The 18641-nt window shown below is 60.9% G+C and carries 9 protein-coding genes; 3 read left to right on the forward strand and 6 right to left on the reverse strand.

Annotated features, from left to right (window positions below):
* Window positions 1-28: 28 nt before the first annotated feature.
* Window positions 29-922 (forward strand): LysR family transcriptional regulator, encoded by an 894-nt coding sequence (locus tag ACYZTM_RS23250; protein WP_007945995.1) that lies wholly within the window; start codon window positions 29-31, stop codon window positions 920-922.
* Between the two features lie 4 nt (window positions 923-926).
* Window positions 927-1523 carry a tRNA-uridine aminocarboxypropyltransferase gene (locus ACYZTM_RS23255; protein ID WP_131062548.1) on the forward strand — a complete coding sequence of 199 codons (597 nt, stop codon included), beginning with the start codon at window positions 927-929 and terminating at the stop codon, window positions 1521-1523.
* Window positions 1524-1669: 146 nt separating this feature from the next.
* Here ACYZTM_RS23255 and ACYZTM_RS23260 read toward each other — a convergent pair whose 3' ends face one another.
* Genes ACYZTM_RS23260 through ACYZTM_RS23270 form a run of 3 tightly spaced genes read right to left on the reverse strand, consistent with a single transcriptional unit; the run spans window position 1670 to window position 6583 of the window.
* On the reverse strand, window positions 1670-3037 hold the full coding sequence (locus tag ACYZTM_RS23260) for an HlyD family type I secretion periplasmic adaptor subunit (RefSeq protein WP_461984874.1): 1368 nt from the start codon (window positions 3035-3037) through the stop codon (window positions 1670-1672).
* A gap of 9 nt (window positions 3038-3046) precedes the next feature.
* Window positions 3047-5206, reverse strand: a complete 2160-nt coding sequence (locus ACYZTM_RS23265; protein ID WP_461984876.1) for a type I secretion system permease/ATPase — start codon at window positions 5204-5206, stop codon at window positions 3047-3049.
* Window positions 5207-5224: 18 nt separating this feature from the next.
* The gene (locus ACYZTM_RS23270) at window positions 5225-6583 is read right to left on the reverse strand and encodes a TolC family outer membrane protein (RefSeq protein ID WP_131062545.1); all 1359 of its coding nucleotides are present in this window, start codon (window positions 6581-6583) and stop codon (window positions 5225-5227) included.
* 591 nt (window positions 6584-7174) lie between these two features.
* On the opposite strand from ACYZTM_RS23270, the gene ACYZTM_RS23275 reads away from it, so the two are divergent.
* The gene (locus tag ACYZTM_RS23275) at window positions 7175-14335 is read left to right on the forward strand and encodes a retention module-containing protein (protein WP_461984878.1); all 7161 of its coding nucleotides are present in this window, start codon (window positions 7175-7177) and stop codon (window positions 14333-14335) included.
* Window positions 14336-14540: 205 nt separating this feature from the next.
* On the opposite strand, the gene ACYZTM_RS23280 is transcribed toward ACYZTM_RS23275, so the two are convergent.
* The 3 genes from ACYZTM_RS23280 to lapD form a co-directional block, all read right to left on the reverse strand.
* Window positions 14541-14900, reverse strand: a complete 360-nt coding sequence (locus tag ACYZTM_RS23280; RefSeq protein ID WP_461984880.1) for a DUF6124 family protein — start codon at window positions 14898-14900, stop codon at window positions 14541-14543.
* A gap of 381 nt (window positions 14901-15281) precedes the next feature.
* Window positions 15282-16538, reverse strand: coding sequence for an IS256 family transposase (locus ACYZTM_RS23285; RefSeq protein ID WP_461964636.1), 1257 nt, complete (start codon window positions 16536-16538; stop codon window positions 15282-15284).
* A 162-nt stretch (window positions 16539-16700) separates the two neighbouring features.
* Window positions 16701-18641 carry a cyclic di-GMP receptor LapD gene (gene lapD, locus ACYZTM_RS23290; RefSeq protein ID WP_461984882.1) on the reverse strand — a complete coding sequence of 647 codons (1941 nt, stop codon included), beginning with the start codon at window positions 18639-18641 and terminating at the stop codon, window positions 16701-16703.

Below are 18641 nucleotides of genomic sequence, written 5' to 3' on the forward strand. Positions count from 1 at the left end.
GCGCGTATCCTTGTAACAGGAGCCCCCCATGGCCAACGCTTTACCCGACCTGAAACTCCTGCGCATTTTCGTCAGCGTGGTCCGTCATCAGGGGTTCGCCAACGCCCAGCAAGAGCTCAACCTCTCGACCTCGGCCATCAGCACCTACATGAGCCAGCTCGAAGCCGCCCTTGGCCTGGTGCTCTGCCATCGCGGTCGCGGTGGTTTCAGCCTGACCAGCAAGGGTGAGCTGTTCCATCAGGAAACCCTGCGTCTGTTGGGCGAGCTCGAAGGTTTCGAACAGTACGCGGCGGCGTTGAAGGGTGAGCTGCGCGGCACGCTGAACTTGGGCGTCATCGACTCCACCGTCAGTGACAAGGCCTTGCCCTTCGCCGAAGCCATCGGCGCCTACAGTCAGGAACACCCGGCCGTGCATTTGCACCTGTCGGTCATGAGCCCTTACGAATTGCAACTCGGCGTGCAAGACAACCGCCTCGACCTGGCCATCGGCGCGTTTTCCACGCGCATGAGCGGTCTGGTCTACATGCCGCTCTATCGCGAGCAACACTGGCTGTATTGCAGCAGCCGTCATCCGCTCTTCACCGAGCGGCGCATTCCCGAACAAGTCATCACCCAGCAGCGCATGGTGGGCCGTGGTTACTGGAGCCAGGCCGAACTGGCCCGCCACGGTTTCAAACACAGCGCCGCCACCGTGGAAAGTATGGAGGCCCAGCTGATTCTGGTGCTATCCGGCGCCTACATTGGCTACCTGCCGGAGCACTACGCCCAGGCTTGGGCGGACAAGGGAGATTTGCGCGTGTTGCTGCCCGCGACCTTTGGTTATCAGGCGCCGTTCTCGATGATCGTGCGCCGTGGCCGCAGTCGAGAGCCGTTGATCCAAACCTTCCGCGATCTGCTCAAAGCACAACTGAACCAGGCCTGAGAACATGTCCAGAATCCACTGTCCGCGCTGCCTGCGCCCACAAACCCATTGCCTGTGCCCGTTGATCCCGAGCCTCGACAGCCGCACCCGGGTGCTGCTGTTGCAGCATCCGAGCGAGGTGAACCATGCGCTGAATACCGCTAGGCTGGCGGCGTTGGGGTTGAAGAATGCCGAGTTGATTGTGGGTGAGGTTTTCGAGGATTTGCCGGCGCTGTTGAATCAGCCGGGGTATCAGGCGCGGTTGTTGTTTCCTGCCGACGATGCGCAACCGTTGCAGGCGTACACCGCGAATGAGGAACCGCTATTGCTGGTCGTCCCGGACGGCACCTGGCGCAAGGCGCGCAAGCTGTTGCACCTCAATCCGTTGCTGGCGGCGTTGCCGAGGGTGGCATTGGTTGACGGTGGCGTGTCCCGTTATCGATTGCGCAAGGCACCGGGTCCCGGGGCGTTGTCTACGGTGGAGGCGATTGTGCAGGCGTTGCAGGTGCTGGAAGCGCCTGTCAGTTTTGAGCCGTTGCTGAAACCGTTCGAGGCGTTGATCGAGGGGCAGATTGCGGCGATGGGGGAGGAGACTTTTTTGCGTAATCATGGACCGAAATAGGCGGTGTTAGTGATGGCCTATTCGCGGGCAAGCCTCGCTCCTACAGGATTGATGTCTTTCACAAAACATCGGCACACCACTACCCTGTAGGAGCGAGGCTTGCCCGCGAAGACTATAGAACAATCACCACCAGATCCGGCTCGAGACTACCGCTCCCGCATCGCCTCGGTCCGCGCTTTCAGCACAGGCTTGAGCAAGTAATCCAGCACACTTTTCTCGCCCGTGATGATATCCACCGTCGCCACCATCCCTGGAATAATCAGCAACGGTTTCACATCCTTACCCAAGTGGTTTTTGTCAGTCCTCACCTGAATCAGATAAAAGCTGTTGCCCTTGTCATCGGTAATCGTGTCCGCACCAATCAACTCCAGCTTGGCAGTCAAACCCCCATAAATCGTGTAGTCGTACGCACTGAACTTCACCATCGCTTTCTGCCCCGGATGCAGAAAAGCCACGTCCTGCGGCCGCACCTTGGCTTCGATCAGCAGGTTGTCTTCAATGGGGACGATTTCCACCATGTCGCTGCCCGGTTGAACCACGCCGCCGATGGTGTTGACCTTGAGCACCTTGATTATCCCGTGCACCGGAGACACCACGGTGGTGCGGGTCACGCGGTCATCGATGGCGATACTCGACGCTGTGATTTTCGACAGGTCGGTGCGTTTTTCATTCAGCTCTTTCGCCGCGTCCGAGCGGAAGGATTGTTCCGATTCATCTATCTTGCTTTTGATCTCGTTGATTGCCGATTCCGCCCGGGGAATCGCCAGCGTCGTGGCGTTCAGCGAGCCGCGAATTTCCACCGCGCTACGTTTGAGCCGCAGGATTTCCACCGGTGAAACCGCACCGGTGCCCACCAGCGGCGCGGACATGTTCATCTCTTGTTGCAGCAGCGCCAGGCTCGAACTGAATTGCCCTTGCTTGGAGCGGAATTCCGCCAGTTCCTGGGTCTTTTGCCGAAGTTGTTCGCTCAGCGTACGTTGCTCGCTGGCCAGTCGGCGCTGGCGTTGTTCGTACAGCGAGCGCTCGTCCTCGGCCACTTGAGGGGCCTTGGCAATCACTTCAGGCGACAGCTTGAACGGCCGGCCTTCCGCTTCGGCCGACAGACGTTCGACCTGCGCGGTCAACGCATAACGATCCGCTTCGCTTTCGCCCTTGTTCGACAGAAACCGCGTGTCATCCAGGCGCAGCAGCGTGTCGCCCTTGTTCACCATTTGCCCTTCGCGCACGAAAATTTCGGTGACGATGCCGCCCTCAAGGTTCTGGATCACCTGGACCTTGCTCGACGGGATCGCCTTGCCTTCGCCCATGGTGACTTCTTGCAGTACCGCAAACTTGGCCCAGACCAGCGCTGTAATCAGCAGCGCAGCGGCCAGCCACACGGTGATTCGCGACCAGCGCGGCGAATCCTGCAACGAGGCGCCGGCGGTTTCCGGCATGAATTCGCTTTCCGCGGTTTTGCCGAAACTGCCGAAATAGCCCCGGTCTTGCGACTTGTCTGATGATGAACGGGCCATGGGTAGCTCCTAGACAGCCGCAGAGCCGACACGGCCCTTGCGCAGTGCATCGATGACCGCTTCTTTCGGACCGTCGGCAACGATCCGCCCGTTGTCCAGCACCAGCAGCCGATCCACCAGGCTGAGCATCGAGGTGCGGTGGGTCACCAGCAGCAAGGTTTTGCCCTGCACCCAACCGTGGAGTTTCTGCCGCAAAACGTCTTCGCTGCTGTTGTCCATGGCGCTGGTGGGTTCGTCGAGCAGCATGATCGGCGGATCCAGCAACAAGGCCCGGGCCAGCAGCACTGCCTGACGTTGACCGCCGGACAGCAACTGGCCGCGTTCGCCAACGGGCCGGTCAAAACCTTGCGGGTGCTGACGCGCCAGCTCGGTGACGCCGGTGAGCTCAGCGACTTCGAGCATCCGTGAATCGCTGATGTAACGGGCGCCAAGGGTCAGGTTGTCGCGCAGGCTGCCGGCCAGCAGCGGCAGGTCATGGGCGACGTAACCGATCTGTTGGCGCAGGTCGGCGACATCGAGTTGCCGCAGGTCCAGCCCATCGAGCAGCAGTTGCCCTTCTTCCGGCGCATAGAACCCCATCACCAATCGCGCCAGGGTGCTTTTGCCCGAACCGCTGCGACCGATGATGCCGATCCGTTCGCCGGGTTTGACGCTGAAACTGACGTTGGCCAGCGCCGGGGCGTTCTGGCCGTTGTAGTGAAAGGTCACACCGCTGGCGTCCAGTGCACCTTGCAGTTGCGTACGCTCCAGCGGCCGCTGTTTGGCGTCGCGCTCTTGCGGTAAGGTCATCAGCGCATCGGTGCTTTTCATGGTCAGTTGCGCTTGCTGGTAGCGGGTGATCAAACCCGCGATTTGTCCCAATGGCGCGAGCACGCGGCTGCCGAGCATGTAGGTCGCCACCAGTGCGCCGACGCTGAGGTTGCCGGCGATGATGCTGTAGACCCCGGCGACGATGGTCGCCATGCCGGAGAATTGCTGGATGAACAGCGTGCCGTTGGTGGCCAGCGCCGAGAGGTTGCGCGCATGGCTGTCGAGGCGGGTGAGGGCGCCGTGGGTGCTTTCCCATTTGTGCTGGCGCTCGCTTTCGGCGCTGCACGCTTTCAGGGTTTCCAGGCCGCCGAGGGTTTCGATCAGCAGGGCCTGGCGTTCGGCGCCGAGGCTCAAACTTTTCTGCACGGTGTCGCGCAGGCGCACCTGGATCACCATCGCGAAAATGATCGTGATCGGAAACGCCAATAAGGGAATCACCACCAGCCAGCCGCCGAGCAGGCCGATCACTACCAGCATCAGCACGGCAAAGGGCAGGTCGATCAGGCTGGTCAGGGTGACGGCGGTGAGGAATTCGCGCAGGCCCTGGAAGTCATGGATGCTCTGGGCGAACCCGCCAATGGTCGCCGGCCGCGCCTTCATCGCCATGCCGGTGATGCGTTCGAACAAGGTCGCCGAAAGAATCACATCGGTTTTCTTCCCGGCGGTGTCCAGCAGATGTGCGCGGACAACCCGCAGCACCAGTTCGAAACCGGTGCCGATCAGCAAGCCGATCGACAGCACCCACAAGGTCGAGGTGGCCTGGTTCGGCACCACGCGGTCGTAGGTTTGCATGACGAACAGCGGCACCATCAGCCCTAGCAGGTTGATCAGAAAACTCGCCAGAATCGCATCGCTGTACAGCCATTTCGACAACTTCAAGGTGTCGCGAAACCAGGCCTCAACGCGTGGCACCAGCGGTGAGCGCAAGTCTTCGAGTTCATGGCGTGGCCGGGCGAACAACGCCTGGCCACTGTAGTTCTCGGCCAGTTCTTCACGGCTGACCCATTGTTCACCGCCGTCCGCTTCGCTGGGCAGAATCAGCAACCGACCGTCCTCGCCGAAGCGTCGCAGGATGGCGGTGCGGCCGTTGTTGAGGATCAGCATCACGGGCAGGTTAAGCGCGGAAATGTCCGCCAGTTCACGGCGCAACACGCGCGCTTGCAGGCTGGCCCGGGCGGCTGCGCGGGGCAGCAGGTCCAGGCTCAAGCGCTGCTTGTTCAGTGGCAGCCCGGCACTCAGGCTGGCGCGACTGACCGTCGCACCGTGGAGTTTGCAGAGGATCAACAGACCGTCCAGAAGCGGGTCATCGAAGCTCAGGCGCGGATCGACACCGGTGTTGCCGGGTTCCATGCTGGTCAAATTGATCTCTCCACAGGCCTACTTCAGTTCAGGCAAACGGGCTTCGTTTTTCACTTCGGTGGAGGCGATCGCATCGGCGGGCAATACCACCCGTTGTTTGCTCAGCAACTGGCCCATGTTTGCCAGCACGCGGTACATCGAATACTCCTCGGTGTAGCGCACTTCGGTGTAGCGGCGATTGGCGTTGTAGAGCTCGTTTTCACTGTCGAGCAAGTCGAGCAGGGTGCGTTGGCCGAGGCCGAACTGATCCTGATACGCCACGCGCACGCGTTTACTGGTGTCGGCGTATTCGCGGGCAGTCGGGGTTTGTTTCTTGGCATTGACCATGGCGTTCCAGGCCAGGTGGATGTTCTCGTTGAGTTGGCGCAGGGCGTTGTTGCGGATGTCCATCGCCTGGTTGATCTGATGCGCATTGGAGGCCAGGCGCGCCTTGTCGCTGCCACCGCGGAACAGGTTGTAGTTCATCACCACACCCACGCGCCATTCGTTGTCGTGGCCTTCATCGCCTTGCACGTTGTTGTTCGCGCCCACCGCCGCTTCGGCGTCGAAACGCGGGTAGAACGGCGACTTGGCGACTTCGTACTGGCTCTCGGCCGATTGCACGTCAGCCTGGGCGGATTTCAAGTACGGGTTGTTTTCCACCATGCTCTGCTGAGCTTCCGGCAGGGTGGCGGGCAGTTCGCCGCGGATCGACGGCGGCGCTTCGAGTTCATCGGGCAGGCGCCCCGTGACCGCGTAGAAATTGGACTCGGCATCCGCCAGATCGACCTCGGCGGTATCGAGGTTGTTTTGCGCCAGTGCCCGGCGCGCGCCGGATTGGTCGGAGTCGGCGTTGCTGCCGACGCCACGCTGGGTGCGCAGGCCAATCTGGTCGTTGACCCGCAAGTGAGCCTGCAGGTTGTTCGTGGCCAGGGTCACCAGTTCGCGGCGTTTGAGCACTTCGAGGTAGACCTCGGTGGTGCGCAATGCCAGATCCTGGGCGGTGCCTTGCGCGTAATAGGCCCGGGAGTTGACCACGCCTTTGGTGCGTTCGACTTCGTTCGCGGTGTTGAAACCGTCGAAGAGCATCTGCCGCAGACGCAACTCCGACTGGGTGTAGGTGAGGATTTCGGTGTGGTGATTGCCGAACGCCCGAGTATTGGTGTTATCGCTGTACCCGCGCCCGTAGGCGGCGTTCAGGTCAACCGATGGATAAAAGCCCCCCTTGGCGACTTTCACTTGCTCATCGGCCGAGAGACGGCTGTCCACCCGCGACGCCAGTTCCGGGTGGGTGGCGATGGTGCTCTGGATCGCCTCGGTCAACGACATGGCTTGCGCCTGGGATGAGCAGGCCATCGCCAGCAGAACTGCGCTGCATAGGGGGGTTAAAACGCGCATGGGTACATCTCCCTGATTCCTAATGGTTCTTTATAAGCTGCCAGTTATTTGACGGCATTTATAGGCAAAACCGTTTCATGCTTGTAACAACGAAGCTAAGAACATTCTAGAGCGTAGCTAAGAAATTTTTTTCATATGGCTTATTCCAAAAAAAACTTATGCGCGCTGCGAAATCCAGCACATTGTTCACTCTGGAAGCCCTTGATTTAGGAGCTCTTGGGAGCATTCGAGGGTTTAAGGAAAGTTCCATCCACTTATCGACATAGGGCGGAGAAGTGCTGGAGGGGAGGGAAGCGGAACGGTTTTGAGGTGACAGTTTTTTGTCACTGTTTAGGTTCAAAATCGTTACGCACCGCTCGCAGGGCGATTTGACGGTGATTGGCGCCCCAAGGTTATTGATTGCAATGGGGTTTTACCGAAATCAGACACGTCCCCTGCGAGCGACACGCTTGGCGAGAAGATCGCCGGGGCATCGGCTTACTCAGGTAAACGCGCCCCGCAGGCGATCCGCCAGGCAAGCCTGCTTTAACCATGAGCACGTTCTTCGCACAAACAGGGTGCCGACAGCGGTTGGCAGCGGAGGAAATGCACATGGCAACGCTCATCGGTATCGTCAGTAAAGTCATTGGTCAGGTGTTCGCGGTGGCGAGCGACGGCACTCGACGCGCGTTGATCGAGGGCGACCGATTGTTCGTCGGCGACCAATTGATCACCGGGGCCGAAGGCGCGGTGGCCGTGCATCTGCAAAATGGCCAGGAACTGACCCTTGGGCGTGGCAGCAGCCTGCAAATGACTTCCCAGCTACTGGCGCATCAGGCGCCTCATGTTGATACCGCTGAAGCGGTGACGCCGACTCAGGCGCAACTGACCGATGTCGAGCAACTGCAAAAAGCAATCGCTGCCGGTGATGACCCGACTCAAACGGCTGAAGCCACGGCGGCCGGAGCTGCTCCGACCGGCGCACCCGGTGGGACGGCGGGCGGTGGCCACAGTTTCGTCATGCTCGAAGAAGTGGGCGGGCGGGTCGATCCCGTCATTGGCTTCCCCACCGCGGGTTTCAACGGCATTCCCGAATTTCCGCTGGAACGGCTGGCCGGTGACCCGGACAACGGCGACAACGGTGCCGGTTCAGGTGGGACAGGCGTCCTGCCGAACAACCCGGTCACCCTCGCGGGCCTGTCGGTGGCAGGGGGCGAGCTGACCCTCAACGAAGCCAATCTCGCCGACGGTTCTGCCAGCAATCCGGGCGCGTTGATTCAGAACGGCACCTTCACCGTGTCGGCGCCGGACGGGCTGACCAGCCTGAGCATCGGCGGGATCAACGTGATCACGGGCGGGGTGGCCGCCGGCTTCCCGCAGTCGATCACCACGCAACTGGGCAACACCCTGACGGTCACCGGTTACAACCCGGCCACTGGCGTTGTCAGTTACAGCTACACCCTGGTCGGCAACGACACCCATTCGGCCGGCGAGGGGGCCAACAACCTCAGCGAACAGTTCACCGTGGTTGCCGGTGATTCCAATGGCGATACCGCCACCGGCACACTGGACGTCAACATCAAAGACGACGTGCCCAAAGCGGTCGATGACAGCAACGCGAGCACCGCTTCGCAAACCCTGCTGACCCTGACCGGCAGCGTGCTGCCCAATGACTCGCAGGGTGCTGACCGGATTCCCGTTGGCCCCAACAGCGGGCCGATCATTGGCGGCACCTTCACCGGGACATATGGCACCCTGGTGCTCAATCCCAACGGCACTTACACCTACACGCTGAACATCAGCGATGCGGATTTCAAGGCACTGCACGGTGGTGGCAGCGGCACCGAAACGTTCACCTACACCCTTACCGATGCCGATGGCGACACCAGCACCGCCAACCTGGTGCTGCAAATCCGCAACAACGATGACCCGGTCACGATTGGCGGCCTCAACGTCGAAGGCGGCGAACTCGTCGTCTACGAGAAAAACCTCAGCGACGGCAGCAGCCCCGATACTCCGGCGCTGACTCAAAGCGGCACCTTCACCATCACCGCGCTCGACGGCGTGCAAACCCTCAGCGTTGGCGGCATCAACGTGGTGGTGGGCGGCGTCTCCGCAGGCTTCCCGCAATCGATCGTCACGCCGCTCGGCAGCACGCTGACCATCACCGGGTTCAACAGCGTGACCGGCGTGGTCAGTTACAGCTACACCCTGACTGACAACGAAGCGCATCCAACCGCCAACGGCGCCAACAGCCTTTCCGAGCAATTCGCCGTTATCGTTGTGGATGACAACGGCACCACCGCCAACGGCAACCTCGACGTGAACATCGTCGACGACCTGCCCAAAGGCGTGGACGACAGCAACGCCGGCACCGCTTCGGAAACCCTGCTGACCCTCAACGGCAACGTGCTGACCAATGATGTGCAAGGCGCCGACCGCGTACCGACTGGCCCAAGCACCGGGCCGATCACCCCCGGCACCTTCAATGGGACTTACGGCACCCTGGTGCTGAACGCCAACGGCACGTACACCTACACCCTGAACACCAGCGACGCCGACTTCAAAGCGTTGCACGGCAATGGCAACGGTACGGAAACCTTCACCTACACCCTCACCGATGCCGACGGCGATACCAGCACCGCCAACCTGGTGCTGAACATCCACAACAACGACGACCCGGTGACCCTCAACGGCCTCAATGTCAATGGCGGCGAACTCACCATCTACGAGAAAAACCTCAGCGACGGCACCAGCCCGAACACGCCGGCCCTGACCCAGAGCGGCACCTTCACCGTGACCGCCCTCGATGGCCTGCAAACCCTGACGGTCGGCGGCATCTCCGTGGTCAGCGGCGGTGTGGCCGCAGGCTTTCCGCAATCGATCGTCACTCCGTTGGGCAGCACGCTGACCATCACGGGCTACAACCCTGCGACCGGCGTGATCAGCTACAGCTACACCCTGGTGGACAACGAAATCCATCCAACCGCCAATGGCGCCAACAGCCTCACCGAGAACTTCAACGTGGTGGCGACGGACACCGACGGCAGCACCGCGTCGGGCCAGATCAACGTCAACATCGTCGACGACCTGCCCACCGCCCACGCGGACTACGCCTCGGTTGCGGAAGGCGCGACAGTCTCGGGCAACGTGCTGGATAACGACATCGGCGGTGCCGACGGCCCGGCGCTCAGTGGCGCCGTGATTGGCGTGCGTGCAGGCTCGGACACATCAACCTCGGCCATCGGTGGCCTGGGCACCAACATCAACGGCACCTACGGTTACCTGACGCTGGATGCCAACGGCAACGCAACCTACCACAGCAATCCGAATGCGGTGAACGGCCCGGGCGCGACCGACGTGTTCACCTACACCGTGCGCGATGCCGATGGGGACGAAAGCACCACCACCGTCACCATCGACGTGTCCAACAGCAGCATCGTCGCGTCCACCGATACCGACGTGACCGTCTACGAAAAAGCCCTGGACCTGACCAAGGACGGGCAAGATCTGGCGGCCGGCACGGTCATCGGCAGCGACCCCACCAGCACTGGCGAAACTGCCAAGGGCACACTGGTCGGCTCGGTCACCGGGGCGACCGGCGCGATCACCTACACGCTGGTCGGCAGCGCCACGGGCAACTATGGCCAGCTCCAGCTCAACCCCAACGGCACGTACACCTACACCCTGACGTCGCCGGCGACCACCACGCCGCATGCCAACGACGGTGCGAATGCGCTGACCGAAAGCTTCACCTACCAGGCCACCGATTCGCTGGGCAACAGCACCACCAGCACCATCGTGGTGAAGATCGTCGATGACGTGCCAAAAGCCGTGAACGACAGCAACACCGGCACGGCGTCGGAGGCCGTGCTGACGCTCAATGGCAACGTCCTGACCAACGACGTTCAGGGCGCGGACCACGTTGCCACCGGGCCGAACGCCGGGCCTGTGACCCCCGGCACCTTCACCGGGACATACGGCACGCTGGTGCTCAACGCTAACGGCACGTACACCTACACGCTGAACACCAACGATGCCGACTTCAAAAACCTGCACGGCGGCGGCAACGGCACCGAAACCTTCGCCTACACCATTACCGATGCCGACGGCGATACCAGCACCGCCAACCTGGTGCTGAACGTCCATAACAACAACGACCCGGTCACCCTCAACGGCCTCAATGTGTACGGCGGTGAACTGACCGTCTACGAGAAAAACCTCAGCGACGGCACCAGTCCGAATACGCCGGCGCTGACCCAGAGCGGCACCTTCACCGTGACCGCGCTGGATGGTCTGCAAACCCTGACGGTGGGCGGCATTGCGCTGGTCACTGGCGGCGTGGCGGCAGGCTTCCCGCAATCGGTCGTTACACCGCTCGGCAGCACGCTGACCGTCACCGGTTACAACCCGGCCACCGGCGTGGTCAGTTACAGCTACACCCTGGCGGATAACGAAACCCATCCAACCGCCAACGGCGCCAACAGCCTCACCGAGAACTTCAACGTGGTGGCGACGGACACCGACGGCAGCACCGCGTCGGGCCAGATCAACGTCAACATCGTCGATGACTTGCCAACCGCCAAAGCGGACACGGCGAGCGTGACCGAAGGCGGCACGGTCAGCGGCAACGTGCTGGACAACGACATCAATGGCGCTGACGGCGCGGCAGCCGGTGGTGCTGTGGTCGGCGTGCGCGCGGGCTCGGACACGTCGTCCTCGGCCATCGGCGGTCTGGGCTCGAACATCAACGGCACCTACGGCTACTTGACCCTGGATGCTAACGGCAACGCGGTTTATCACAGCAACCCAAACGCTGTGAGTGGTGCGGGCGCCACGGACACGTTCACCTACACCGTGCGCGATGCCGATGGCGATGAAAGCACCACCACGATCACCATCGATGTGTCGAACAGCTGCATCAAAGCGGTCACCGATACCGACGTGACCGTCTACGAGAAAGCGCTGGACCTGAGCAAGGATGGTCTGGATCTGGCCGCCGGTAACGTCACCGGCAGCGAGCCCGGCAACACCGGCGAAACCGCGACTGGCACCCTGGTGGGTTCCGTCACTGGCGCGAGTGGCGCCATCACCTACACCCTGGTCGGCAGCACCACCGGAACGTACGGGCAAATGCTGCTCAACCCCAACGGTACCTATACCTACACCCTGACTTCGGCACCGAAAACGTCGCCGAACGCCAATGACGGGGCCAACACCCTGAGCGAAAGCTTCACCTACAAAGCCACGGATGCCTCCGGTAACAGCACCACCAGCACCATCGTGGTGAACATCGTCGATGACGTGCCCAAAGCGGTCGCTGCCGATCGTTCGGTCGCCGCGGTCGAGATCGATTCCAATCTGCTGTTGGTGATCGACGTCTCCGGCAGTATGGCCGACGCTTCGGGCGTACCCGGGCTGTCGCGGTTGGCGCTGGCCAAGCAGGCGATCAGTGCCTTGCTCGACAAGTACGACGACCTGGGCGATGTGAAAGTGCAGATCGTCACCTTCAGCAGCAACGCCACCGACAAGACATCGATCTGGGTTGATGTAGCGACCGCCAAGTCGATCATCTCCGGCCTGACTGCCGGCGGTGGCACCAACTACGACGCGGCTGTCGCCACCATGCAAACCGCGTTCAACACCTCGGGCAAACTGACCGGGGCGCAGAACGTCGGCTACTTCTTCTCCGACGGCAAGCCCAACGAAGGCGACATCGGCACCGCGGACGAAACCGCGCTCAAAGCCTTCCTCGATGCCAACAGCATCAAGAACTACGCGATCGGCCTGGGCAGCGGCGTGAGCAACGCCAACCTCGATCCGTTGGCCTATGACGGCAGCACGCACACCAACACCAATGCGGTGGTGGTGACCGATCTCAACCAGCTCAACTCGGTGCTCTCTGGCACGGTGGTCGGCGCGCCGGTCACGGGCACATTGTTGGAGGGCGGTACGTTCGGCGCCGATGGCGGTTTCATCAAAACCCTCGTGGTCGACGGCACGACGTACACCTACGATCCTAAAGGCAATAGCAATCAGGGCGCGCTGAACTTCAGTGGCGGCGCCAACCACGGCACGTTCAACACGGTGAACAACTCCATCAGCATCGCCACCAACAATGGCGGCACCCTGGTGGTGAACCTCGACACCGGCGAGTACACCTACACCTCGCAAAAAACCACGGCGGTGGTGATCACCGAAAACATCGGCTTCACCGCCAGCGACAACGACGGCGACCTGGCCAGCTCCACACTGACGGTCAAAGTCATTCCGAACGCGGCACCGGTAGCGGTCGATGACCACATCATCACCAATGTGCTCTCGGGCAGCGTCGTGGTGCCGGGCGAGTTGCTGCTGGCCAACGACATCGACGCCAATGGCGATCCGCTGACGGCTTCACCCACCACCTTCAACACCGGCTGGATTTCAAAAGGCGCAGACTTCACCGGCACCGGGGCGATCAGCTTCTCCTCGACCGGCAACAACGCCGCCAACCAGGTCCTGGCGAATGTGCGCAATGCCTTTACGGCGAACGCGGCGACCATGACGGCGGTGCTGGTGGTGAGTGGTTATCTGGGAGGGGTAACCAACGGCAATGCCAACGATGAGGACCGGATTACCGTCAACCTGAAACAGGGCGAAACCCTCAACCTGGACCACAACCTGGCGGGCGGTCACATCGCCATGGAGTACTCGCTCAACGGCGGCGGGTGGATCGCCCTCGCGGACGGGCAAACCCTCACCGCATTGGCGGACGGGACCTACCAGATCCACGTTACCAACATCACCAACACCAGCGGCAACGGCGTGAACAACGCCGAAAACTACCAGCTGACCATGACCCTCAACTACGCCGGGGGCCACGACATCGCCCCGGATGCACACGGCACCTACACCGCCAATGACAGCCATGGTGGCAGCGACAGCGCAGCGGTGACCATCAGCTATCAGGATGGCCACACCCTCACCGGCACGGCAGGCGACGATGTGCTGGTGGCGGGCGCCGGCAACAACGTCATCAATGCCGGTGACGGCAACGACGTGCTCAGCGCCGGTAACGGCAACAACGAGCTGCACGGCGGTGCCGGCAATGACTTGCTGTTCAGCGGCACCGGCAACGACCTGCTCGACGGCGGCACTGGCACCGACACCGCGAGTTACGCCCACGCCACCGCCGGAGTCACGGTCGACCTGAGCCAGGCCATCGCGCAAAACACCGGCGGCGCCGGCACCGACACCTTGACCGCTATCGAAAACCTCACCGGCTCCAACTTCAACGACTCGCTCACGGGCGACAACCTGAGCAACGTTATCACCGGCGGCTTGGGCAACGACATCCTCAAGGGCGGTGGCGGCGACGACTTCCTGATCGGCGGCCTGGGCAACAACACGCTCACCGGCGGGGCAGGGGCCGACACCTTCCAGTGGCTCAAAGGCAACAGCGGCCACGATGTGGTCACCGACTTCACCCCGGGCACCGACAAACTGGACCTGTCGCAACTGCTGCAAGGCGAAAACAACACCGCCGCGTCGCTGGATGACTACTTGCACTTCAAAGTCATCGGCAGCGGCGCCTCGGTGCTGACCAGCATCGACGTCAGCGCCATGGCCGGCGCGGCACCGAACCAGACCATCGACCTGGCCGGCGTCAACCTGGCCAGCCACTACGGCGTCACGCCGGGGGCGGGCGGGGTGGTGGCGGGCGGGCACGACACGGCGACCATCATCAACGGCATGTTGAATGACCATTCTTTGAAGGTGGATACGGTGTGATCTGAAGGCTGAAACGAGAAAACCCGCCATTCCTGTTGAAGGAATGGCGGGTTTTTTTGTCTGGTTTTTGGTAATCGATCGTTCCCACGCTCCGCGTGGGAATGCAGCAAGGGACGCTCTGCGTCCCCAAAGCGAACGCGGAGCGTCCGGGGAGGCGTTCCCACGCAGAGCGTGGGAACGATCAATGTTCGCTGCAGGATTCTCGCTAACCCTGCGGAACAAAATTATCCAGCATCCGATTCACCGCCAACTCCCCCAGCATCACCACCTGCTGAATCCCCAGCACCGTGTTGCGATGCGACCCCTCCATCAACCCCGCGAAATTACTCAGCATCACACTCGCCGACGCCAGGGTTTCACAGGCGTTGACCAGCAGGGTTTCGTCGTTGGTGTCGGGAGCGATGGAGTAAATCGTACTGGGTTTGCGCGGGGTGTCTTTGGGAATGACCGGTTTGAGGTAGTAATCGAGGGCGCGGTCGGCGGCGTCGTTGAGTTTTTTGGAATCGGTGGTTTCGTACGGGGAAACGTCGTCGGTTTCGGGTGGGTTGGGTGTGATCTTGAACATAGTGAAACTCCTACAAGAAATGGAGCCACCAAGACTTGTCGCTAAACAAGTAAGGGTGGCGGCTGCACGCAGGTTAGCGAACCGGGTGTAGGCGCCCGGCAGACCCGAAGGTCTCCCGCGCACAGCCGCCATGACATCAATCGCAGGCATGAACAATCTGCAAGAGAGTTTGGAGCGCTGTTGCGCCTACAAAGGTTCGGGTCGCTAAACCCGATCGCTGATTGGTCAGCGACCGGGAAACAATAGAGCCCGGCCCTTAGGCGCACAAGCCGGCGGATTCTGGCGCAGTCGTAGGCAACGGCGCAAGGATGTGTAGCCGGAGTGAGTTTCTGGAGATGTCTTTTAGAGGGTGTCCCTGATTTTGTGTAAACGGGATTTCTATTAAACCGTTAACAGCCGATCTTCAAACTGGATACTGAAGCGATTCAAAGCCGCTTTCCAGTCCCGGATCGGCATTGTCCACTTTTTGCTGATGTTGTTCAGCGCCAGATAAAACAGCTTCATCACCGCCTCGTCGGTCGGAAATGACGCACGCGTTTTGATCACTTTACGCAGACTCATGTTGATCGATTCGATGGCATTGGTGGTGTAGATCACCTTGCGAATTTCGGCTGGATAGTCAAAAAACGGAATCACCCGAGCCCAGTTTCGTCGCCATGACAGGCTGATCGATTGGTACTCGGCGTCCCATTTGGCTTCAAATTCGCAGAGCCGTTGCTCAGCCAGCTCGGCGGTGGCCGAGGTGTAAATCAGCTTGAGGTCAGCCGCGACTTCCTTCTGCCGTTTCCACGATACGAAGTTCAAACTGTTGCGCACCATGTGCACGATGCACAGCTGAACGACGGCTTTTGGGTAAACCGTTTCAATCGCCTCAGGGAAGCCTTTGAGGCCGTCCACGCAGGCGATGAAGATGTCCTGCACGCCCCGATTCTTGAGTTCGGTCACCACTTGCAGCCAGAATTTTGCGCCTTCGGTTTGAGCGATCCACAAGCCCAGCACCTCTTTGTGACCCGCCATGTTGACGCCGATGGCCAGATAAACCGCCTTGTTGCGCACGGCGCCGGCATCGCGCACTTTGACGTGAATGCAGTCCAGATAGAGGATCGGGTACAGCGCGTCCAGCGGCCGCGCCTGCCAGAGTTTGACCTCATCACTCACCGCGTCGGTAATCGCCGAGATCAGGCTGGGAGAGACCTCGGTGCCGTACATTTCCTGCAAGTGCGCCTGAATTTCTCTGACACTCAAACCGCGAGCGTACAGCGAGATGACTTTGTCATCGAAGCCCGTCCAGCGGGTTTGATGCTTGGCCACCAACTGCGGCTCGAAGGACGCCTGCCGGTCGCGAGGGATGTCGAGCGGCAGTTCGCCGAAGTCGCCCTTCAGGGTTTTACCGCTGTGACCGTTGCGCGCATTGGCGGCGGTGTTGGTGATCGTCGCGCTTTTGTCGTGCCCCAGGTGTTCGGTCATCTCGGCTTCAAGGGCCCGCTCGACCAGCATCTTGGTGAGCTGTTTGAGCAGGCCGTTTTCGCCGATGAGATCTTCGGGCTTTTTGTAATTGGCCAACAGACTGTCGGCCAGTTTAACCAGCTCAGGATCAGGCTTGACTCGTTTGGCTCGCTTGGGTTTTGACTCGGTCATTGGATTTCCTTGGGGTAGGCAGTCTCCTGCCAAATGACCGTTTACACAAAACTAATTACACCCTCGTCTTTTAAACATCGCCGTTCAACATGAAAAGATTGTCCGAAACTTGCGGTCTTTCGGGCTGACACATCAAACAGGTCATTCCAACTTTCAAACCCCTCACATCGGCTCCGGCGGCCCAATCAACCGCCCCATCACCCCAAACAACCCCAGCTCCCGGATCACCTCCAGTTCCCCTTTGGTCTCGACCATTTCCGCAATCAACGGCAAATCGATACTGTTGGTCGCCCGGTAGATCGCATCAATAAACAGCCGCTTGTCACTTTGCTCATCAATGTGGCGGATGTACGCCCCATCGATTTTCAGATACGCCAAACCCAGCTGCGTCAGGTTGCCTATCTGGCTGAAGCTGCCGCCAAAGTGCTGTAAGCCGATGCGGTAACCGGTGTCGAGCAGGCTGTGGCTCAGGCGTTGTAATTCTTCCGGTGGCGGCAGTTGGCGTTCGTCGATTTCCAATATCAGCAGATGGGCCAGTTCGGGCAGTGATTCGAGCATGTCGATGATGTGTCGCAGTTGCACCGGGTCGCGAAGGGTGCTGCCGGACAGGCTTAGCGCCAGGGGCCAGCGGTTGACGACGAGGTAGTCGAGGGTGGCTTCGAGCATCGCCAGGTCGAACCGTGCCGACCAGCCGAGACGCTCGATCCACGGCAGGAAATGCCCAGCGGCAATCGCCTCGCCCTGCGGGTCGAGCAGGCGCGCGAGGACTTTGTGGTGCAGCACCCGGCTGGTGTCGGCGCATTGCACCACGGGTTGGAAATACAGCTGCATTTTGCCCTCGGTCAACGCGTCGTCGATCCAGCTGCGCCAATCGTGTTGGGAGTGGTTCGTCGCGGTATCCGAACGCGCCAGATGCACCCACGGCCGCTCGGGATGTTGTTGGGCCTGGGCGAGCGCTTGATCGAGGCGCAGCAGGACGTTGCTGGCCGGTTCGCCGGGCTGATAGGCAACCACACCCAAGTGCGCCACCGGCATGCAATCGCTGGCGCCGGTCAGACGCAGATTTTCCAGCGTGGCGCTGATTTCCGAGGCGAGGCGGGCCGCTTCGGTGCTGTCCAGGCCCGGTGTCAGCAGGCTAAATTCGCCACCACGATTGCGCGCCGCCAGCCAGGTGCGCCGTTCCGGCAGTTGCGTCAGACGCTTGAGCAATTCGCCGATGGCACTGATCAACCCATCGGTGCGATGACCTCCCAGGCGTTGGTTGAGGCCGATCAGGTCGTTGATCCGCAGCATCATCAGATGGCCGTCGCTGCTTTGCTCGGAGACCAACAAATGGTCGGCCAGTTGTTCATCCAGCAAGCGTCGATTGGCCAGACCTGTGAGGCTGTCCTGATAGGATTCGGCGCGCAATTTTTCGCTGCGAGTGGCCTCTTCGGTGAACAGCGCCTTGAGCTTTTCGACCATCTGATTCATGGCCAGCACCACACGTCTCAGTTCAGGTGTACGTGGCAGTTTTGGCAGGCTGAGGAACTCGCGTTTGCTGATGGCTTCGGCTTGTCTGACCATCTTGTCGAGCGGGCGCAATTGTCGACGTAGCAACCATCCACCGAACACGGCGCTGAGCAGTCCGCAGATCACCAGCCAGATCAGACTGCCGAGTGTGCTGTCCCAGAGTTTGGCCAGGGCGAACTGCGGATTGCTCAGCACTTCGACCCGCGCGACTTGTTCCCAGCCGCGCATGATTAGCGCATCGCCACCTTCCGGGCGCAGGTTGACCAGACTCACAAACCAGCCGGGCACGCCTTCGATTTGCGCCGCTGTGCTGCGCTCCACCAGCACCTTTGCATCAACGATATTGACCACGCGGATGCTGCGGAAATAGCCGCTGTCGAAAATCGAGCTGACCATCAATTCGGTCATCGCCGGGTCATCGATTTGCGCGGTCAGCGACAGGCCCAGCGCGGTGGCGGCATCCTGGGCGTGGGAGCGCAACTGGCCAAGCATCTGTTCGCGAGAGCTTTCCAGGCTGACAAAAAAACTGCCACTGAAGGCCACCAGCAAGAACAGGCAAATGGCGATAAACAACTGTTTGCGCAGTGACAT

The sequence above is a fragment of the Pseudomonas sp. MDT2-39-1 genome, from assembly GCF_054898085.1.